19 protein-coding genes are annotated in these 19,008 nt (G+C 69.0%); 9 read left to right on the top strand and 10 right to left on the bottom strand.

Annotation, left to right across the window (positions count from 1 at the left end):
• Positions 1-147: 147 nt before the first annotated feature.
• The 4 genes from NA8_RS02205 to NA8_RS02190 form a co-directional block, all read right to left on the bottom strand.
• On the bottom strand, positions 148-888 hold the full coding sequence (locus NA8_RS02205) for an SDR family NAD(P)-dependent oxidoreductase (protein WP_063048650.1): 741 nt from the start codon (positions 886-888) through the stop codon (positions 148-150).
• A complete protein-coding gene (locus NA8_RS02200; protein WP_063048649.1) occupies positions 885-2,054 on the bottom strand; it encodes a thiolase family protein in 1,170 nt (389 codons plus the stop codon). The genes NA8_RS02205 and NA8_RS02200 overlap by 4 nt, the downstream gene beginning before the upstream one ends.
• A 163-nt stretch (positions 2,055-2,217) precedes the next feature.
• Entirely contained in the window at positions 2,218-2,916 is a 699-nt protein-coding gene (locus NA8_RS02195; protein WP_063048648.1) for a hypothetical protein, read from the bottom strand.
• A 49-nt stretch (positions 2,917-2,965) separates the two neighbouring features.
• Positions 2,966-4,213 carry a PucR family transcriptional regulator gene (locus tag NA8_RS02190; RefSeq protein ID WP_063048647.1) on the bottom strand — a complete coding sequence of 416 codons (1,248 nt, stop codon included), beginning with the start codon at positions 4,211-4,213 and terminating at the stop codon, positions 2,966-2,968.
• 273 nt (positions 4,214-4,486) lie between these two features.
• Here NA8_RS02190 and NA8_RS02185 point away from each other — a divergent pair, with 273 nt between their 5' ends.
• The 6 genes from NA8_RS02185 to NA8_RS02160 all read left to right on the top strand — a co-directional run bounded on the left by NA8_RS02185 (position 4,487) and on the right by NA8_RS02160 (position 11,550).
• A complete protein-coding gene (locus NA8_RS02185) occupies positions 4,487-5,626 on the top strand; it encodes an esterase/lipase family protein (RefSeq protein ID WP_063048753.1) in 1,140 nt (379 codons plus the stop codon).
• A 160-nt stretch (positions 5,627-5,786) separates the two neighbouring features.
• Complete coding sequence (locus NA8_RS02180) at positions 5,787-7,169, top strand: lipase family protein (protein WP_063048646.1); 1,383 nt, start codon at positions 5,787-5,789, stop codon at positions 7,167-7,169.
• Positions 7,170-7,309: 140 nt separating this feature from the next.
• A complete protein-coding gene (locus tag NA8_RS02175; protein WP_084466449.1) occupies positions 7,310-8,674 on the top strand; it encodes a glutamine synthetase family protein in 1,365 nt (454 codons plus the stop codon).
• Positions 8,655-9,401: a gamma-glutamyl-gamma-aminobutyrate hydrolase family protein gene (locus NA8_RS02170; protein ID WP_063048644.1), complete on the top strand. Its 747-nt coding sequence runs from the start codon at positions 8,655-8,657 to the stop codon at positions 9,399-9,401. Before NA8_RS02175 ends, NA8_RS02170 begins: the two co-directional genes overlap by 20 nt.
• On the top strand, positions 9,398-10,759 hold the full coding sequence (locus NA8_RS02165) for an aldehyde dehydrogenase family protein (RefSeq protein WP_063048643.1): 1,362 nt from the start codon (positions 9,398-9,400) through the stop codon (positions 10,757-10,759). Before NA8_RS02170 ends, NA8_RS02165 begins: the two co-directional genes overlap by 4 nt.
• Positions 10,756-11,550: a 3-oxoacyl-ACP reductase gene (locus NA8_RS02160; protein WP_439957358.1), complete on the top strand. Its 795-nt coding sequence runs from the start codon at positions 10,756-10,758 to the stop codon at positions 11,548-11,550. Before NA8_RS02165 ends, NA8_RS02160 begins: the two co-directional genes overlap by 4 nt.
• 9 nt (positions 11,551-11,559) lie before the next feature.
• Here the strand turns inward: NA8_RS02160 and NA8_RS02155 are convergent, their stop codons facing one another.
• Positions 11,560-12,279, bottom strand: coding sequence for an SDR family oxidoreductase (locus tag NA8_RS02155; protein WP_063048641.1), 720 nt, complete (start codon positions 12,277-12,279; stop codon positions 11,560-11,562).
• A gap of 73 nt (positions 12,280-12,352) precedes the next feature.
• On the opposite strand from NA8_RS02155, the gene NA8_RS02150 reads away from it, so the two are divergent.
• Complete coding sequence (locus NA8_RS02150; protein WP_063048640.1) at positions 12,353-12,940, top strand: TetR/AcrR family transcriptional regulator; 588 nt, start codon at positions 12,353-12,355, stop codon at positions 12,938-12,940.
• Between the two features lie 321 nt (positions 12,941-13,261).
• Complete coding sequence (locus NA8_RS02145; protein WP_063048752.1) at positions 13,262-14,539, top strand: MFS transporter; 1,278 nt, start codon at positions 13,262-13,264, stop codon at positions 14,537-14,539.
• Positions 14,540-14,574: 35 nt separating this feature from the next.
• Here NA8_RS02145 and NA8_RS02140 read toward each other — a convergent pair whose 3' ends face one another.
• The 3 genes from NA8_RS02140 to NA8_RS02130 form a co-directional block, all read right to left on the bottom strand.
• A complete protein-coding gene (locus tag NA8_RS02140; RefSeq protein WP_063048639.1) occupies positions 14,575-15,270 on the bottom strand; it encodes a hypothetical protein in 696 nt (231 codons plus the stop codon).
• Between the two features lie 210 nt (positions 15,271-15,480).
• Positions 15,481-15,849: an SUKH-4 family immunity protein gene (locus NA8_RS02135; RefSeq protein WP_063048638.1), complete on the bottom strand. Its 369-nt coding sequence runs from the start codon at positions 15,847-15,849 to the stop codon at positions 15,481-15,483.
• 86 nt (positions 15,850-15,935) lie between these two features.
• Positions 15,936-16,505: a TetR/AcrR family transcriptional regulator gene (locus tag NA8_RS02130; RefSeq protein ID WP_063048637.1), complete on the bottom strand. Its 570-nt coding sequence runs from the start codon at positions 16,503-16,505 to the stop codon at positions 15,936-15,938.
• A 98-nt stretch (positions 16,506-16,603) separates the two neighbouring features.
• Here NA8_RS02130 and NA8_RS02125 point away from each other — a divergent pair, with 98 nt between their 5' ends.
• A complete protein-coding gene (locus NA8_RS02125) occupies positions 16,604-17,041 on the top strand; it encodes a DoxX family protein (RefSeq protein WP_063048636.1) in 438 nt (145 codons plus the stop codon).
• A gap of 67 nt (positions 17,042-17,108) precedes the next feature.
• On the opposite strand, the gene NA8_RS02120 is transcribed toward NA8_RS02125, so the two are convergent.
• On the bottom strand, positions 17,109-17,912 hold the full coding sequence (locus NA8_RS02120) for an SDR family oxidoreductase (protein WP_063048635.1): 804 nt from the start codon (positions 17,910-17,912) through the stop codon (positions 17,109-17,111).
• Between the two features lie 11 nt (positions 17,913-17,923).
• Positions 17,924-18,886 carry a DUF1702 family protein gene (locus tag NA8_RS02115; protein ID WP_063048634.1) on the bottom strand — a complete coding sequence of 321 codons (963 nt, stop codon included), beginning with the start codon at positions 18,884-18,886 and terminating at the stop codon, positions 17,924-17,926.
• Positions 18,887-19,008 lie beyond the last annotated feature (122 nt).

The following is a 19,008-nucleotide window of genomic DNA, read 5'->3' as shown; positions in this document are numbered from 1 at the left end:
CCGGGCGGCGATTATGTCTTATCGCCACAATCGCGCCGGACAATTCAGCGTCGAATTGTCCGGCCCGAATTCCAATTCACCGAACGCGGATTCGCGTGCTACTCCCGATGACGGATCCGCGCTTCGGTCGCTGTCGGGTAACGGTGCTCACGCGCGCCACAGCTGGTCACCGGCGCGGGACAGCACGATGTTCGGCACCACCGCGTTGCGGGACAAGCGGGTGATCGCCAGCACCATCTCGGCGATGTCGCCGGTGGTGAGCATGGCGGACCGGTCGAGCACCTCCCGCTTCCACGCGGTCATGTCGGTGTCGACGTAGCCGGGAGACACCGCGGTCGCACTGACGCCGTTCCCGGACTCCTCCAGCGAAACCGTCTCGCACAGCGAGATGAGCGCCGCTTTGGTCGCGCCGTACGCGGCGAGGCCCGCTTCCCCGGCGACGCCGGTGATCGACGCGAGCGCGACGATCTTCGCGCCGCGCTCACGGTCGGTGCTCGCGCTCTTGCGTAGCAGCGGAAGAGCCGCCTGGATCAGGGTCGACGGCGCGCGGAAATTCACATCGAGCATGCGCTCGTACGCCTTCGCGGGCAGGTCGGCCACGGCGCCCGCCGTGCCGGTGCCCGCGCTCATGACGAGCACGTTCATCCCACCGAAGCGTTCCTCGTGTGCCTGCGCCAGGGCGCGCACCTGATCGAGGTCGGTCATCTGCGCGACCACCGTGTGCACGTCGGCGCCCGTCTCCTCGCGCAGGCGGGCCGCGGTCTGCTCGAGAGTTTCGGGCGTGCGCGCGGCAAGGGTCAGATGATAGCCCTCGCCCGCCAAGCGGCGCGCCACCTGCGCGCCGATACCGCGCGACCCGCCGGTGACCAGTGCCGTGCGGGCGCTCATCCGAGGCGTTCGACGATCGTCGCGTTGGCCAGACCGCCCGCCTCGCACATCGTCTGCAGGCCGAAGCGGCCGCCGGTCTGCTCCAGGTGGTTGACCAGCGTCGACAGGATGCGGGTGCCGGAGGCGCCCAGCGGGTGGCCGAGGGCGATGGCGCCGCCACGGGGGTTGAGCTTGTCCGGATCGGCGTTCACCTCCTGCTGCCAGACCAGCGGCACGGGCGCGAACGCTTCGTTCACCTCGTAGGCGTCGATGTCGTCGATGCTCAGTCCGGCACGATCGAGCGCCTTGCGCGTGGCCGGGATGACGGCCGTGAGCATGAGCAGGGGATCGTCGCCCACCACGGCGAACGAATGGAAGCGGGCGCGCGGGCGCAAGCCCAGCTTCACCGCCGCCTCCTCGCTCATGATCAGCGCGGCGGAGGCGCCGTCGGTCAGCGGCGAGGAGTTGCCCGGGGTGATCGACCACTCGATCTCGGGGAAGCGCGCTGTGTACTGATCGTCGACGAAGGCGGGCCGCAGCTTCGCGAGGCTTTCACCGGTGGTGGCGGGCCGGATGGTCTCGTCGGCCGTCAGCGTGCCCGCGGCGACCAATTCGTTGTCGAAACCGCCGGCCGCCGCGGTCTCTGCGGCGAGCCGATGCGAGCGAGCCGCGAACTCGTCGAGCGCGGCGCGATCGAACTTCCACCGCGCGCTGATCACCTCGGCCGCGATGCCCTGCTGGATCAGGCCCTCCGGGTACCGGTGCGCGAGCGGGCCGCGATTGGCGTCCTTGCCCTGGCCGTTGGAGAACATAGGCGCCCGGCTCATCGACTCCACACCGCAGGCGATCGCGATGTCGTAGGCGCCCGCGATGACACCCTGCGCCGCGAAGTGCGCCGCCTGCTGGCTGGACCCGCACTGCCGGTCCACCGTGGTGGCGGGCACCGACTCCGGGAACCCGGCGGCCAGCGCGGCGGTCCTGCTGATGTTGAACGCCTGCTCTCCGCTCTGCGTGACGCATCCGCCGACCACGTCGTCCACCAGGGCGGGATCGAGGTCGCTGCGGGCGATGAGTTCGGCGAGCACGCCCGCCAGCAGGGTGGCCGGATGCACCTCCGACAGGCCGCCGCCTGCTTTGCCCTTACCGGACGGTGTACGGACGACATCGACGATGACGGCGGACCTCATAGCCCTCTCCGATCAGTTAAGTTAACTGCCATTCACGCTTAAGTTAACACAGATTCGCTACAGGCGGGTGGCGCTCTCGTGGGTTGGGGCGTCGTCGTGACTGCGAGGGGGGTGCCGCGGTCGAAGCCCGCGAGCACGTCGGTGACCCGGTGTGCGCGGCCTGTCAGGCCGCGGTCAAGCGCAGCATCGAGCGCGCACCGCGCTGGAACTCGAAGTCCACCTCGGCGATGTCTGTTCGAATTCCTGTGTCGTGCAACGTCTTCCGAAGGCGATCCAGTAAATCGTCCAGCGGCCCGCCCGCGTGATCGACGAGTGGAAACACCCGGACACTGCCGCGGCTCAGCCGCGCCAGTTCCCGCAGTGCCGCCAGGTGGAAGTCGAAATCCAACCGGTCGGCGTAGGTGAACAGCAGATGCGAGCTCAGCACCAGGTCGAAGGCGCGATCGGGGAAGTCGAGGGCGGGCAGGATGCCGAAGCGGTAGCGCCGGGGGTTGTGGTGCAGATCCTCGGCGAACCGCGCCGCGGCGGCTCTGCGCATGTCCCGATGGCCGTCGAGATCGCCGTAGAAATCCCAGACGTAGCGGTGCGCGTCGGCCGCGGTGTGCGCCGCGCCGTGCTCGAGTTCCGTGGCGGCCAGAGCGGTCAGCTCCGCGGCGGGCATCCGGTAGACCGGATCCACCGCGACCACGCGCGCGCCGAGTTGGGCCGCCTCCGCAGCGAAGCTCGCGGCGCCACCGGGGCAGTCGAGGATGTCGCCGCGCAGGTCGTCGTCGGTGAGCGCGAACATGGCCCGGTATTCGCTCAGCGATCGACCGGTCAGCAGGTAGCCGCCCGCCTCGATCGAGTCGTGCTCGTCTTCCATGCGTCGGACGGTAGCCACGACCGGTGCGCGGTGCGAACGAGTTTCCCGTCTAGGGCTTGCCCTCGCCGACCGGCCGGACGGGATACAGGCGCTGAATCGTCAGCGCGGCCGCCAGTAACCGTGAATCGTGCGGATCGGTGGGATCGATGCCGGTGAGTTCGGCGACGCGGCGCAAGCGATAGCTGAAGGTGTTGGGGTGCACGTGGATCTCGGTCGCCGCGGCTTTGCGGTCGGAGCCGTGGCGCAGGTGCGCGTCGAGCGCCTCGAGCAGGTGCGGACTGTCCAGAATGGGGGCGATGCGCTCGGCCAGCCGTGCACGCGCGGTACCCGGTCTGGTGAGCTGGTATTCCAGCAGCAAATCGTCGAGCCGGTAGACGCCCGCGGGCCTGCCGAGCAGCCGCGCGAGTTCGGCGAGGTCGGTGGCTTCCTTCGCGGTCTGCGCGATGGCGTCCTGCGGCACGGACGCGTATTCGGCGAGGAACACCGGAGCCCCGAGGTGTTCGGTCAGTTCCTCGGCCAGCCGACGGTAGCGTGTGTCGTCGAGTTCGGCGTCGGAAGCGCTGGGCAGCAGAGCGATTCCGGTCCAGCCGTCGAAAGTGGCCAGTGTCGTGGTGCCCGCGAGGGCGTCCAAGGCGCGGTGCAGCAGCCGGATGCGCCGCCGCCCGACGAGCGTGGCGACCGTGCTCGGCTGGTCGTTGTGGCGGATGTGGATCGCGAGCACCGTGTAGTGCTCGGCCAGTGTGGTGTCCGCCCGCGCCGCCAGTTCGGCGGCGGGCAACCCGTGCAGCAGCGCCGAGCACAGGACGCGGCGCGCCTCCCGTTCGGCGTTGTAGATGGATTGCTCGACCTCGGTGTAGGCCTCCACCACCGTGATGTTGATCTGCATGAGCAGATCGAGCAATCTGCTGCCGATCAGGACGAGTTCGTCGAGTTCTTCGCGGGAGGCCAGCGCGGCCGCCTCCTGGAGCACCGTCTGCGCGGAATCGTGGATGGCCTCGATCAGCACGGGCAAGGGGAACCGGTCCTCGGCATGCCGCTCGGCCACCGGAGCGACGAAGGTCGCGACCTCGGCCTGGGTGAAGCTGCGCTGTTCGCCGATCGCCTGGAGCACCGCGCGGCCGCAGGCGTAGATCGCCGGAAGCACCTCGGCCGTGAAATGACCCTCCGGCAGGTCGGCGGCCGGCGGGGTGGTGCCGAGGCCCGCGGCGAGCATGCGCTCGGCGATCTGGGGCCAGCGAGTCAGCAACCGGGCGACGAGCGGGGCGTCTCCGGCCACCGGGGACAACACGACGGACATGGGCCGATTGTTTCCGACCACACAAACTGGCGGCAAGGCCACGGGCGCGGTCGCCCGAATTTTGGCTCGCGCGCCAATATTCGGGTCGAATGTTCTCCTCGAGGTGCAGTGACACCGGCCCGGAGAGCGCCCTACATTCGAAAAGCGGCTCGTAGATATGGCCCCGATCACATCTCCCTCCGAATGTGGCGCGGGATACATTCGGAGGCGGTGCTCGCCGCTCCGCCGAGTCGCGTTCGTTCGGTGCGAATGAAAGTGAACTCGATGTTGGCAATGATGCACAACGCTCGGCAGGCGATTCTCGGGGCCGCGGTGATCGCAGGGGTGACAATGGCGACCGCGCTCGGCGGCGGGATGGCGCACGCACGAGAGGAGATCGAACCGACCCAGCAGGCGCTCGCCGATTACATCAGCGCGGGCCTGAACCCCGCCCCGGACGGCAGGCAGCCGCGCGCGATCGTGGACACCGGCAGTTCGTCGGGATGGGCGACCAGCGTCGCGTCCGACGCTGCCGGCGAAGGTCCTGAGATGTCGGCGTATCTGGCCGCGTTCGGCTACGGACTGACCCATCCCGACGCGGCTCCGCCCGGCGCCAACCGCTGGAACTGCATGCCGTCCGCCGAACACCCGCGGCCGGTGGTGTTGCTGCACGGCACCTGGTTGAACGCCTACGACACCTTCTCCTCGCTGTCGCCGCGGCTGGCGCGCGCCGAATTCTGCGTGTTCGCCTTCAACTTCGGGCGATCCGGTCTGATGCAGGGCGGTGGGCTCGGACCGATCCTGCCCGGGCGCTTCGGGGTGGGGCGGATGGAGGATTCGGCGGCGCAGTTGCGGGACTTCATCGATCGTGTGCTGGGCGCGACCGGCGCGCAGGCGGTCGACATCGTCGGGCATTCCCAGGGCGGCACGGTCGCCAACCATTATCTGAAATTCGAAGGCGGTCAGGGCAAAGTGGGCAAGCTGGTGAGTCTGGGCGCCACCCACCACGGCACCTCGCTCATGGGCATGGCGACGCTGGGCCGGATCATCAACAACTTGGGCGTCGATATCCTCGGGTTCTACGAGCCGCTGGTCGGCATCGCCAATATCCAGCAGGCGGTGGGCTCGTCGTTCTATGCCGGCCTGAACGCGCAGGGCGACACCGTGCCCGGCGTCGCGTACACGGCGATCGGCTCCCGGCACGACGAGGTCACCAACCCCTATCAGTGGACATTCCTGCAGGCGGGGCCGGACGCGACGGTGGACAACGTCACACTGCAAGACGGCTGCGAGCAGGATATATCCGACCATCTGACGATGATGTATTCCCCGCGGGCGGCCTCGATCGTGCTGCACGCGCTGGATCCGGTCGCGCACCCGTCGCTGGAATGCACCTTCAATCCGTGGATGATCGGCGGCAACGGCAGCTTGTGAACCACGCTGTCACTGCATCGACGCGAGAATTCGCGAGCGCTTGATTGGCGTGCGAGCCAATTCTTTTCCGGCCATCACATTGGTTGGGTGGAATACGGGCAACTGTCGTCGGCACGGCGGAGCCCGCGATCACGGCCGTGCCCTCGGAAAGGAAATCCGGATGAGTGTGGAGCTCGAATGGGACGGCGGTCCGGTGCCGCCGGATCCGGCGGCGTTCTCGCATCGGCCGATGTTGCCCGAAGACGATCCGTTCTATGTCCCACCGCCCGCGGTCGGGCGCTTGCGCCCCGGCGCGATCGTCCGCACGCGCGCGGTGGAGATCGGATTCTTCGGCATTGTGCCGCAACGTATCTCGGCTTGGCAGTTGCTCTATCGCACCTGTGATCTGCGTGGTGTGCCGGAGGTCGCGGTGACCACGGTGCTGCTGCCGTGGGGCGCGGATCCGGCCGAGCCGCGCCCGCTGGTCTCCTTCCAGTGCGCGATCGACGCGGTCGCCTCGAAATGCCTGCCGTCGTATTCGCTTCGGCGCGGAGCGCGGGCGGCCGGATCGATTCCGCAGCTCGAGCTGCCGCTGATCGTCAGCGCACTGGCACGGGGCTGGGCGGTGTCGGTTCCGGATCACGGCGGAACTGCCGGCCGGTTCGGGGTGGCCAGGGAGCCGGGATATCGCGCGCTGGACGCGGTCCGTGCCGCCCTCGCCTTCCTGCCGTCGGGTCTGGATCCGGCTACACCCGTTGCCCTGTGGGGATATTCGGGCGGGGGATTGGCCACGGCCTGGGCCGCGGAGGCGGCCGCCGAGTACGCGCCCGAGTTGAATGTCGTCGGCGCGGTGGCCGGGTCGCCGGTGGGTGATCCGGCGGCCGCGTTCGTGCGGCTCAACGGCACACTCTTCGCGGGCTTCGCCGCCGTCTTCACCGCCGGACTGCGCCGCGGGTACCCCGAATTGGACCGCATGCTGCGCGCCCACCTGGACGCGCAATATCTGGGCTGGCTGGCCGAGACCGAGACCACCGCGACGTTCCCGCTGCTGTATCGCTTCGCCCGGCGCGACATCGACGAACACAGTGGCGCGGGGCTCGCCGCCATGATCGCGCAGGACGGGTTGCAGCGGATTCTCGACGACATCCACCCCGGTCGCCGGGCGCCCGCCATGCCCATGCTCGTGCTGCAAGGCGTGCACGACGAGGTGATCGCGGTCGCCGACGTGGACGGCCACGTCGCGCGCTACGTCGAAGCGGGCGCGCACGTGCGCTACCTGCGCGATCGGCTCAGCACCCATCTGTTGTTGCAGTTCCTGGCGCTGCCGGTGATGATCGACTGGCTCGCCGGTCGCTTCACCGGCCGCGAGCTGCCCGCGGCCGGTACGCAGACCCGATGGTCGCTCGCCTTCGCCGGTCCGGCGCTGAGCGGTCACCTCGGTTTCGCGGCGCTGCTCGCCCGCATGTGGCTGGGACGGCCGATCCGTGGAGCGCGCCCGCCGGTGATGGCGCGCCCGCGCCGCCGGCCGGTCCGCTCCGCCGCCCTCCGCAATCCGTTGTCCTGACCTCTGGTCGCGTCGGCGAGTGCCGCTGAGCTGGCCTGATCCCGCACCGGCACGCCGTGCGGACGAGATTCGGGTGTCGCCTCACAAAGGTGTCCGTTTTGCTCTAGCGTGAGCACGGTTGGTGCCGAGAGGGGTCGTGGATGCGTAGCGGGATGCTGAGTGTGGCGCAATTGCGGGACCGGGTCGACACCGGCGAGATCGACACGGTGCTGGTCGCCATGACCGACATGCAGGGGCGGCTGCAAGGAAAGCGCTGCGCGGCACGCTATTTCCTGGACGAGGTGGTGGCGCACGCCACCGAGGCGTGCGGGTACCTGCTCGCGGTGGACGTCGACATGACGACGGTCGACGGTTACGCGCTGTCGTCCTGGGAGACGGGGTACGGGGACGTCGTGCTGCGACCGGATCTGCATACGCTGCGGACGACGCCGTGGTGGCCGGGCACGGCGCTGGTGCTGTGCGACGTCGAGCACGTGGTGCCGGAGGGACGGCCCGTGCCCGCTTCGCCGCGTCAGGTGCTGCGCAAGCAGCTGGACCGGCTGGCCGAGCGCGGCCTGCACGCGTTCGTCGGCACCGAGCTCGAGTTCCTGGTGTTCGACGACAGCTACGAGGCGGCCTGGAACGCCGGCTATCGCGGGCTGACGCCGGCCAACCAGTACAACGTGGACTACTCGATGCTGGGCACCGGGCGGATCGAACCGTTGCTGCGCCGCATCCGCAAGGAGATGGACGGCGCCGGAATGTATGTCGAGTCGGCCAAGGGCGAATGCAACCCCGGCCAGCACGAGATCGCCTTCCGGTACGACGAAGCCCTGGTCACCTGCGACAACCACAGCATCTACAAGACCGGCGCGAAGGAGATCGCGGCCCAGGAGCGGCGCAGCGTGACGTTCATGGCGAAATACAATGAACGCGAGGGCAATTCCTGCCATATTCACCTCAGCCTGCGCGATCACGCGGGCGAGCCCGTGTTCGCGGGTGACGGTGCGGACGGCATGTCGCCGCTGATGCGGCATTTCATCGCGGGCCAGCTGGACTGCCTGCGTGAGTTCACCTACCTGCTGGCGCCGAACATCAACTCCTACAAGCGGTTCGCCGCCGGTAGCTTCGCCCCGACCGCGATCGTGTGGGGGCGGGACAACCGCACCTGTGCCATCCGCGTGGTGGGCGAGGACCATTCGCTGCGGTTCGAGAACCGGGTGCCCGGCGGCGACGTGAACCCGTACCTGGCCGTGGCCGCCCTGATCGCGGCGGGACTGCACGGCATCGATCGCAAGCTGCCGCTGGAGCCGGAGTTCCACGGCAACGCCTACCACTCCGAACGCCCCCGGGTGCCGCGGACGCTGCGCGAAGCGGCCCAGCTGTTCGCCGGCAGCACGGTAGCCCGCGCGGCCTTCGGTGATGATGTAGTTGAGCACTACCGCAACGCGGCGCGGGTCGAGCTGGACGCCTACGACGCCGCGGTCACCGACTGGGAGCGTATCCGTGGTTTCGAACGACTCTGAGGTCGCGGGAGCCCGTCCCGTGATCGGCCTGCCCACCTATGTGGAGCGGACCCGGTTCAACGCATGGGACCTGCCGAGCGCGGTCCTGCCGCACGCCTACGTCGAGATGGTGGCGGCCGCGGGCGGCATCCCGGTGTTGCTGCCGCCCGCGGGCGCTGTGCGTCCCGAGCTGGTGCGGCGGCTCGACGGATTGGTGCTGACCGGCGGCGCGGACGTCGATCCCGCTCGCTACGGTGTCTCTTCGGCGGGGATACCCGGCTACACCAGGCCGGACCGCGACGAGTCGGAGTTCGGCCTGTTCGAGCTGGCCAGGGCCGCGGGCCTGCCGATTCTCGCGGTGTGCCGCGGCCTGCAACTGGCGAATGTCGCGCTCGGCGGCACGTTGATCCCACATCTGCCCGACGTCGTCGGTCACGAGGAGCACTCCGGCGTCGAGGGCGGGTTCACCGCTACCCGGGTGCTGACGATCGCGGGCAGCCGGGTCGCCCGGCTGGCCGGTCCGGAGCTGAAGGTGCACTGCCACCATCATCAGGCCGTCGACCGGCTGGCCGAGGGCCTGACCGCCACCGCGTACGCCGCCGACGGCACGATCGAGGCCGCGGAATCCACCGACGGGTCGTTCCTGGTCGGTGTGCAGTGGCATCCGGAGGCCGACGTCACCGATCGCCGGTTGGTCCGAGCGCTGGTGGTAGCGGCGGAGACTTATGGAAGGGAGCGCGAACGGTGACGACAGCGCAGGTGGTCAATCCGGCGACCGAGCAGGTGGTCACCACCGTGGAACTCGCCGGGGAAGCGGAGACCGACGCCGCCATCGCCCGCGCACAGCACGCCGCGACCGCGTGGCGCGAGGTGGCGCCGGGGGACCGGGCGCGATTGCTGCGCCGGTTCGCCGAGGTGGTCGAGTCGGATCTGGAGCACCTCGCCGGGCTCGAGGTGGTCAATTCCGGGCACACCATCGGCAACGCACGATGGGAAGCGGGCAACGTCCGCGATGTCCTGCACTACGCGGCCGGGATGCCGGAACGCCTGCTGGGGAACCAGATTCCGGTGGCGGGCGGGGTCGACATCACCTTCCACGAACCGCTCGGTGTCGTCGGGGTGATCGTGCCGTGGAACTTCCCGATGCCGATCGCGGCATGGGGCTTCGCACCCGCGCTCGCCGCGGGCAACACCGTCGTACTGAAACCCGCCGAGGTCACGCCGCTGACCGCCCTGCGGCTCGGCGAACTCGCGCTCGAGGCGGGGCTGCCCGAGGGCGTGTTCCAGGTGCTGCCCGGCAAGGGGTCGGTGGTGGGGCAGCGCTTCGTCACCCACCCGGCCGTCCGCAAGGTGGTGTTCACCGGTTCCACCGAGGTCGGCACGCAGATCATGGCGGGCTGCGCGCGGCAGGTGAAGCGGGTGACGCTGGAATTGGGCGGCAAGAGCGCGAACATCGTCTTCGCCGACGCCGATCTGGAGCGGGCGGCGGCGACCGCGCCCTACGGCGTCTTCGACAACGCCGGGCAGGACTGTTGTGCCCGATCGCGCATTCTCGTGCAGCGCAGCGTGTTCGACCGCTTCCTCGAACTGCTGGAACCCGCGGTGCGCGGTGTGCGGGTCGGTGACCCGGCCGACGAGTCCACCGAGATGGGCCCGCTCATCTCGGCCGCGCACCGCGAGCGCGTCGCCGCGTTCGTGCAGCCGTCCACCGAGGTCGCGTTCACCGGCAGCGCGCCCGACGGACCGGGCTTCTGGTATCCGCCGACCGTGGTGCTGCCCGGGGCCCCGACCGACCGGGTGCTCACCGAGGAGGTGTTCGGCCCGGTGGTCGCGGTGCTCCCGTTCGAGGACGAGGCCGACGCGCTGCGCATCGCCAACGACACGAATTACGGCTTGTCCGGCTCGATCTGGACCCGGGACGTCGGACGGGCGCTGCGCGTGGCCCGCGGTGTGGAGGCGGGCAACCTGTCGGTGAATTCGCATTCTTCCGTGCGGTATTGGACGCCGTTCGGCGGTTTCAAGCAGTCCGGGCTCGGACGCGAACTCGGCCCGGACGCGGCGCTGGCCTTCACCGAGACCAAGAACGTCTTCCTCGCCACGCAGTGACACCCGCACATCCGACAGGAGATACGTTGCAGCGCTTACAGGATCGAGTCGCCGTCGTCACCGGCGGCGGGAGCGGAATCGGTCTGGCCACGGTCCGTCGCTTCGCGGCGGAGGGGGCGAAGGTCGTGGTCGCGGATATCGACGCCGGGACGGGTGCAGCGGCCGCCGAGGAAGTCGGCGGGCGGTACGTCCAAGTGGACGTCACCGAGGAAGCGCAGGTGGAGGCGCTGTTCCAGACCGCGGTCGACACCTACGGCGGGCTGGACATCGCGTTCAACAACGCGGGCATCTCCCCGCCGGAGGACGACTCGATCCTGACCACCGGCATCGACGCGTGGCGGCGCGTCCAGGAGGTCAACCTGACCTCCGTGTATCTGTGCAGCAAGTACGCCATCGGGCACATGCTCGAGCGCGGCAAGGGCTCGGTGATCAACACCGCCTCCTTCGTCGCGGTGATGGGCGCGGCGACCTCGCAGATCTCCTACACCGCCTCCAAAGGCGGTGTGCTGGCGATGAGCCGGGAACTGGGAGTGCAGTTCGCCCGCAACGGCATCCGGGTGAACGCGCTGTGCCCTGGACCGGTGAACACCCCTCTTCTCCAGGAACTGTTCGCCAAGGACCCCGAGCGCGCCGCACGGCGTCTGGTACACGTTCCGCTCGGCCGGTTCGCCGAACCCGAGGAGATCGCCGCCGCCGTGGCCTTCCTCGCCAGCGACGATTCCTCGTTCATCACCGCGTCGCAGTTCCTGGTCGACGGCGGTATCGCGGGCGCGTACGTGACGCCGCTGTAGGACCGGGGCCTATTTCGGCGCTCCCAATCGGGCGCCGCCGTCGACGCGCACCACGATTCCGGTCGTGAACGAATTCCCCATCAGGAATTCGATCGCCTGTGCCACGTCGTCGGCGGTGCCGACGCGGCCGACCGGTGTGGCCGCGGCGATCGAGTCGAAGACCTCGGCGCGCGCGCCGTCGGGCAGGAAGCTCCACCATTCGGTGTCGATCACGCCGGGGGAGACCGCGTTCACGCGCAGCGGCGCCAGTTCGACGGCCAGCACCGGAACCATCGCTTCCACCGCGGAATTCACCGCGGCCAGCGCCGCGGTGGCGGGCATCGAGCCGCCCGCCGAGGCCGCCGACACCAGCGTGATCGAACCGCGCTCCGCCAAATGGGGCAGCGCCGCCTGCACCACGGCGGTATGCGCGAGCAGTTTGCCCTCGACGTGCTCGCGCAGATGGTCGAGCGCCAGCTCGCGGAACGGTGTCGTGCCCGACGGTCCGGTCACGGTGACCACCACATGGTCGATCGGCCCGAGTCCGGTGAAGAACCGGGCCAGCTCGGCCTCGTCACGCGCGTCGACGGTCCGGCCGGTGACGTTCTCGCCGAGTTCGGCGAGTGCGGCCTCGAGCCTGCCCGCGTCGCGACCCGCGATGACCACGTCGTGCCCTCCGGACGCGAGCCTGCGCGCCGCGGCCAGGCCGATGCCCGACGTTCCGCCGACGATGACGACTCGGTTGCGCACAACATCCTCCTGATTTTCGAAGCTCTGTGTCTCGAAAACATAATCGAGGCACGGTGTCTTGTAAAGTGTCGGCATGACCGGAACCCGCGGCCGTCCGCGCAGCGAGGACACCAGGCGCGCGATCCTGCGTGCCGCCCTGGAACTGTGTGAACGCGACGGCTATCAGGACCTGACGATCAAGGCGATCGCCGACGCGGCGGGCGCGGGCAGGCAGACGGTGTACCGGTGGTGGCCGGACAAGGCCTCGGTGCTCATGGAGGCGCTCGTCGGGCTCGCCGAGGAGAACCCGGCTTTGCGGGTGCGCGCCGAGTCCGCCGACGTGCTCGCGGAGGTCGAAAGTCTGCTCACCGCGACCTACGAACTGGCCCGCAAGCTGACGGGGCAGGCGCTGGTCGGTCTGATGGCCGATGCGCAGCGCGACTGCGCACTCTCGAAGCGATTGCAGGAGACTGTAATCGGGCCACGGCGTGCCACGCTGCATACGCTGCTGCGTCGGGGCGTGGACAACGGGGAGTTCACCGAGGTGGTGCCGTTGGATCTCGTGGTGGATTTCGCGTTCGGAGCCATGTGGTATCGGCTGTTGAGTCGGCACGCGCCGGTCGACGGTGCGCTGGCGCGAGAGGTCGCGGTCGGTATCGCCGCCATGCTCGGCCGGGAGTGATCGCGCCGCCGGTCGCCGGGCGACCGGTGTGTCGGTCACGAAGCCGGGACCGATAGCCGTAGTCGCCGCGAGTTGTTGTGATAGACATCACAATTGGCCGCTTAGTGGCAGGTCAGCGCGACCGCTTGGGTGCGTTTCTCGGGTCCGCGACTGTTTGCCGGGGGCTGATCCTGGGTATCGGTCTGTTTCGTGCCACACCTTCGGTTCTCGTAGCCCGAGGTGGAACGAACCGAGGTCCGTGGACGGACTGGAGAGGACGTGCACGTGACCGACCGGACATCGGAGAGTTTCCCGCTGCGGCGTTCCGTGGCGGCCTCCGCCATGGGCAACGCGACGGAGTGGTTCGACTACGGCGTCTACGCCGCCACCGCGACCTACCTGACCGATGCCTTCTTCCCCGGGGAATTGGGCACGCTCGGCACCATGCTCGGCTTCGCCATCTCGTTCGTCCTGCGGCCGCTCGGCGGCATGGTGTGGGGACCGCTCGGTGACCGGATCGGCCGCAAAGCCGTGCTGGCCACCACGATCCTGCTCATGGCCGCCGCCACCGGCGCCATCGGCGTACTGCCCACCCACGCGTCCGTCGGTGTGCTGGCCCCGGTCCTGCTCATCCTGCTGCGGGTGGTGCAGGGCTTCTCGACCGGTGGCGAATACGGCGGCGCCGCCACGTATCTCGCCGAATGCGCAAGCGACCGCAAACGCGGTTTCCTCGGCAGTTTCCTGGAGTTCGGCACGCTCGCGGGCTTCGTCGGAGGCTCCGCGACCGTGCTGGTCTGCCAGCTCGCGCTCGGTTCGGACACCATGCACGAGTGGGGCTGGCGCATCCCGTTCTTGATCGCCATCCCACTCGGCCTGACCGGCTGGTATCTGCGCGCCAAGCTGGAAGAGAGCCCGGTGTTCACCGAAGTCGCCGAGCACAAGCATCCGCCCGGTGGCCTGCGCGAAGTGCTGACCACCTACCGGCGCGAGACTCTCACACTGGCCGGACTCGTGGTCGCGCTGAACGTGGTGAACTACACGCTGCTCACCTACCAGCCCACCTATCTGCAGAACACCATCGGTATGGGGGAGTCGGCCACCACCGCGATGATGCTGCTCGGGCAGCTGGTGATGATGGTGGTGCTGCCGTTCTTCGGCAGGCTCTCCGACACCGTCGGCCGCCGCCCGATGTGGTTGTTCTCCCTGACGGGTCTGGCCGTGCTGGCGGTGCCGATGTACTGGCTGATGGGGCAGGGCACCGCGTGGGCCATCATCGGCTTCATCGTGCTCGGGCTGTTGTACGTGCCGCAGCTGTCCACCATCAGCTCGACCTTCCCCGCGATCTTCCCGACTCATGTCCGCTACGCGGGTTTCGCGCTCGCCTACAACGTCTCCACCGCGGCCTTCGGCGGCACCGCCCCACTGATCAACGAGGCCGTCATCGAGTCAACCGGCTGGGAGTTGTTCCCCGCCCTCTACATGGTCGGCGCCTCCCTGATCGGCCTGCTCGCCTGGAACTACCTGCGTGAAACCGCGGGGACCTCGCTGCGTGGCACCGAGGTCCCCGATGCGGGCGAACCCACCCCCGACCCGGACCTCCCCGCCCAGCCCGCATTCTGAGCCACTTTTCGCGAAACCGGCGGGGCGACGAGTGGCTACTGGGTGGCGGACCAGACGGTGACCGAGGCTGTGTAGGCATGGAGCGCGTTGTCGAGGGCCACTCCGGTGATGAAGGCGGTGCGGCCCGCGGCGGTTCTGACGCAGTAGGCGCTGTCCGTGGTGACCGGTAGGGTTTCGGCGCCCTGGGTGGAGATGAGTTCCGAGCACTGTTGCCGGGTGGGTTGCCCCGAGGTGGTCCACAGGGCGAGAGTGGGCTTCGTCGTGAAGAATCCGCCGCCGAGTCCGTAGAGGGTGGCTCCGGAGAATTTGCCGATGGACTCCCAGTCGTAGCTGACCCAGGCGCTGGCGCCGCTGTTGCTCGACAGGACCCGAGGCGGGACGGAGTCCAGGTCGAGGTAGGTCAGGTTGATCGTGCCGGACCAGCGGACCTCGGCGGCCGACGCGGTCGTCGAGGTCGCAGGCAAGGAGGAGAGGGGCGGGGGAGCCTTCGGGCTGTCACCGCGCGTGGTCTGCTGAGCCGAGGTCGAGGCTCGCGCGGCGGAATCCTCGTCTTCGCTCTCGTCGGTGAACTTCTCCACGGCCAGAACGATCAAACCGGAGACGATCGGGAACAGCAGCGTGGTGAGAATCGTCCCGGAGTGGCGCCGGATCCAGCTCTTGGGCTCGGTGGAGTCCTGCTGCCGAGGCGGGTCTGTCTCGCGCGCATTCTCTTCGGGAGCGTCGTCCCCCATGGAGAAACCCGCCTCCTACGGCTGCTCGGTTCCGAATGCCTGACGCTTGCCCGGTGCAGGCCCCGGCCGGTGATCATGGTTGTCGAACCGGCATCAATTGTCAATGGGGGCAATGGTTCCGGCTTGCGGACAGGCCGATGCGGCAGCGACTCGCGGCGAGCCGGGCCGGTGAGCGGTTCGTATGCCGCCCGCACGGCCGGGACGACTCGGTCACGTGAATGACTCGTCGTCATCCTCCGGCCAGCCGTCCTCGATCACCAGGCGACCGTCTCGCAGCGCGATCGCGTACTGGCCGGCCACCAGGTCGGCCGGGTAGGTCGGCCAGTAGGAGACCGCCCCGGTGGGTTTGTCGATGACGCAGACCGAACCGCCGACGATCACCGGCGGGCTCGCCGGATCGGCCTGCGGCGGGCGGGGGAAGGTGGCGACGGCGACGAAGCAGGTGTCGAACTCGGTCAGGTGGTAGGTGATTGCGCGATCGGCATAGTCGCCGTTGGCCAAGTGGTGGTCGGCGATCCGGTGTGCTTCGGTCAGGTCCACCGGTGTGGTCGCCTCGGTCGGGTAGGCGTGGATGTCCATGTGTCGATGGCAGCTGGGGAGTGGCCGCCTGCTCCTTCCGGGTCTCTGGATAGCACGGTGGCGGCTCGGCGCAAGCCGGTTTCCGGTCAGTCGAACCGGATGGTGGACAACATCTTGCGGGCCAGGGCCTCCGGATCGGAATCGGCGGCCAGTGATGAATTATGCAGTGCCCCTTCGCGCCACAGCGAAGCGAAGCCGTGCACCAGCGACCATGCGGCGAGTTGGGTCGCCTGCTGCCGGTCGTGACTGTGTCCCGGTTGGATGTCCGAGACGCCGGAGCGCAGCGCCAGCGCGGAACGTTCGCGCGCGGCGCGCAAAGCCGCGTCCTCCGCGTGCAGGAGGCTGTGCCGGAACATCACGTCGAAATGTCCGGGGTGCTCGCGCGCGAAGCGGATGTATGCCACCGCGACCTCGCGGAAGTCCTCGCCTGCTCGCGCGAGCTGTTCGGCCAGCAGCTCGAAACCCTCGGTGGCCAACGCGGTGAGCAGTCCGGCTCGATCGCCGAAGTGGTGGGCGGGCGCGGCGTGTGAGACGCCGGCGTGCCGGGCCAGGTTGCGCAGCGAGAGCGCGTCGACGCCGTCGGCGGCGATCCGTTCGGCGGCCGCGGTCAGCAGCGCCGCGCGGAGATCTCCGTGGTGATAGCCGTCCTTCGCCATACCTCGATGGTGACCGACCATCTAGACATTGACAAGTTAGCGGTAGCGGATTTAATCTTTCCAGTGTCAAGATATGCTTTCGATGTTCAGGAGACCCGATGGCCCCGCTGGTTGTCCTCGTCGCCGTCACCGCCCTCGCCCGGCTCATCGGCCGGCTGACCGGCAGCGGCTGGCTCGATTCGTGGGCGCACGCGACCGCACTCGGGCTGGCCGCGATGCTCGTCCTCACGGCGAGCGCGCACTTCCTCCAGCCGCGCCGCGACGCCCTGATCGCCATGGTGCCGCCGCGGCTGCCGAACGCGCCCGCGCTGGTGACGCTGACCGGCGTCCTGGAGTTGGCGGGCGCGCTCGGCGTGATGATCCCGGCCACCGCCGACCTGGCCGCGACCTGCCTGATCGCCCTGCTTCTTGCCCTGTTCCCCGCGAACGTCCGCGCCGCCCGTGCCGAACTGGGCATCAAGACCATGCCGCTGCCGCTGCGGGGTCTGGTTCAGGTGCTCTTCATCGCGGCCTGCGTGGTCGTCATCCTCGGGTGAATATGGCGAAAGACCCGCTCGCGCATCTGCATTCGATGTGCGAGCGGGTCTTTCGCGTGGTCGGAGTTCAGTTGCCGCGCAGTGCCTTCGCGATGGTGCGGCGCATGAACGGCCGCGCCAGATCCTCGGGCAGGTTCGCCCAGGCCAGGAAGAACCGCGTCAGAGGGTCGAGGGCGATGTGGTGATGCCCGCGTTCCATTCCCCGCACCGCGGCCTCGGCGACCCGTCGGGCCGACATCGGCTCGATCGATCCGGTGATCGCCTTGGTCTCCACCGGCTTTCGCTGGTTCTCCATCGCCAGCCCCGGCGTGTCGGTGTCGGCCGGATAGATCACCGTGACGTCCACGCCCTGCGGCTCGACCTCGTAGCGCAGGCACAACGCCAGCTGGCGGATACTCGCCTTGGTGGGTCCATAACCGGTGTAGCCGGTGATCCCGAGAAACGCCGACGTCGAGCTGACCAGCAGGATCTTTCCGCCGCCCCGCCGCACCATCCCCGGCAGCACCCGGCGCACCGCGTGCACCGCGCCGAGATAGTTCGCCGACATCTGCACCTCGAACTCGTCGGCGTCCACTTCGAGGAACCGTCCGGGCAGGGTGAGTCCCGCGCAGCAGGCGATGACGTCGCAGGACCCGTTGCGCTGCTCCAATTCCGTGATGGCCGAATCGAGTTGGTCCGGACGGGTCACGTCCGCGACGGCCCGGTCCGCACCCAATCGTTTCGCGGTGTCGCGCAGCGGAAGCTTCCGGCGCGCGATGATCGAGACCTGCGCGCCACGCCGCGCGAAGGCCTCCGCCACCGCGGCGCCGATCCCTTCCGATCCGCCGGTGACGATGACGTGCTTGCCGACCCAGTCCCTGACCCGTGCCATCCCGGTGACCCTCAGGCCCGGCTCGCGGTGACGATATCGGCGATCCGATCCCGCCACATCAGGTAGGTGCCGGAGGTGCCGTCGTCGGGGAGGTCGTCGAGCGAACTCTCGATCAACGCGTCGGTCTTCGCGACGCTGGTCCCGCAGAAGACCTGCGCCGCCGCCTCGCTGTGCTCGTTGACGCTGTTGGTCTGCTGCCGGATGCGCGCGACCATGGCCGAGCCCAGCGACAGCTGCGGCCGGAACGCACCGGCCACGTCCCAGAGCTCCTCCATGGCAGCCGGTTCCACGCCGCCCGCGAACGTGACGGCGATGCCGACGCCGCTCCACAGATCGGCGTGCCGCTTCGGGTCGAACTCGCCGATCAGGCGCACGACGCCGGCCGGATTGCCGCCGCCGATGAACCACAGCGCGCGGCCCATGCCCTGATCGGCGATGCGCTTCAGGTTGTCCCGGTCACCGAGCCAGCCGGGGTAGCGGGTCTGGACGTGCTTGTCCCGCACATAGCGCTGCATCTGGAAGAACGCCTTGTAGAAGCCATACCCGTCGATGGCCAGCCAACGGAACAGCGGGTGCTGCGGGAACAGCTTCTTCCAGCGGAGCTTCGGGATCTTCGCCATCGCGAGGCCGACGCCCACGTACATGGTCAGCGCGTAATCACTGGCCGGGCCGTCGATCAGATCGGCGGCGCGCCTGCCCGGCGACAGCGAGTCGATCGCGGTGAGGCCGACCGCCGCGCCTTCGTAGGCGAACCCGCGGTACTTCGGCGGCACCTGCAGCAGCGCGGCGATCAGTTCGTCGTTGTCCGAGCTGCGGACCGCGGAGTCGATACCGCCGACCAGGTGCATGGTCACCTGCTCGAGTTCCAGCGCGGTGTGCTGGTCGGGCTGTTCGAATCCGCTGAGCACCATGCGGACACTGGCCGGACTGGGGACGAAGAGGGCCGCGCGCAGCGGACCCAACGGCGAGGGCATGGGGTTCTCCAATCGTCGGGGGAGGAGTCTCGGGCGCGGTGCAGGCGCGCCGTGGGGGGGCGACGCACACCGGGATCAGCGGGGGATCCAGCGAGACGGACGTGAACGCGTTGGCGGTCATG

It is taken from the genome of Nocardia arthritidis NBRC 100137 (assembly GCF_001612765.1).
Taxonomy (GTDB): domain Bacteria; phylum Actinomycetota; class Actinomycetes; order Mycobacteriales; family Mycobacteriaceae; genus Nocardia; species Nocardia arthritidis.
This window is presented reverse-complemented; position numbering and strand designations above follow the sequence as displayed.

Bases quoted from the DNA above. Each gene is read 5' to 3' on its own strand.
- NA8_RS02130 (WP_063048637.1), bottom strand. From the start codon at position 16,505: ATGGCGAAGGACGGCTATCACCACGGAGATCTCCGCGCGGCGCTGCTG.
- NA8_RS02185 (WP_063048753.1), top strand. From the start codon at position 4,487: ATGATGCACAACGCTCGGCAGGCGATTCTCGGGGCCGCGGTGATCGCA.
- NA8_RS02125 (WP_063048636.1), top strand. From the start codon at position 16,604: ATGGCCCCGCTGGTTGTCCTCGTCGCCGTCACCGCCCTCGCCCGGCTC.
- NA8_RS02190 (WP_063048647.1), bottom strand. From the start codon at position 4,213: ATGTCCGTCGTGTTGTCCCCGGTGGCCGGAGACGCCCCGCTCGTCGCC.
- NA8_RS02195 (WP_063048648.1), bottom strand. From the start codon at position 2,916: ATGGAAGACGAGCACGACTCGATCGAGGCGGGCGGCTACCTGCTGACC.
- NA8_RS02140 (WP_063048639.1), bottom strand. From the start codon at position 15,270: ATGGGGGACGACGCTCCCGAAGAGAATGCGCGCGAGACAGACCCGCCT.
- NA8_RS02175 (WP_084466449.1), top strand. From the start codon at position 7,310: ATGCGTAGCGGGATGCTGAGTGTGGCGCAATTGCGGGACCGGGTCGAC.
- NA8_RS02145 (WP_063048752.1), top strand. From the start codon at position 13,262: ATGGGCAACGCGACGGAGTGGTTCGACTACGGCGTCTACGCCGCCACC.
- NA8_RS02120 (WP_063048635.1), bottom strand. From the start codon at position 17,912: ATGGCACGGGTCAGGGACTGGGTCGGCAAGCACGTCATCGTCACCGGC.
- NA8_RS02150 (WP_063048640.1), top strand. From the start codon at position 12,353: ATGACCGGAACCCGCGGCCGTCCGCGCAGCGAGGACACCAGGCGCGCG.
- NA8_RS02180 (WP_063048646.1), top strand. From the start codon at position 5,787: ATGAGTGTGGAGCTCGAATGGGACGGCGGTCCGGTGCCGCCGGATCCG.
- NA8_RS02135 (WP_063048638.1), bottom strand. From the start codon at position 15,849: ATGGACATCCACGCCTACCCGACCGAGGCGACCACACCGGTGGACCTG.
- NA8_RS02115 (WP_063048634.1), bottom strand. From the start codon at position 18,886: ATGCCCTCGCCGTTGGGTCCGCTGCGCGCGGCCCTCTTCGTCCCCAGT.
- NA8_RS02205 (WP_063048650.1), bottom strand. From the start codon at position 888: ATGAGCGCCCGCACGGCACTGGTCACCGGCGGGTCGCGCGGTATCGGC.
- NA8_RS02200 (WP_063048649.1), bottom strand. From the start codon at position 2,054: ATGAGGTCCGCCGTCATCGTCGATGTCGTCCGTACACCGTCCGGTAAG.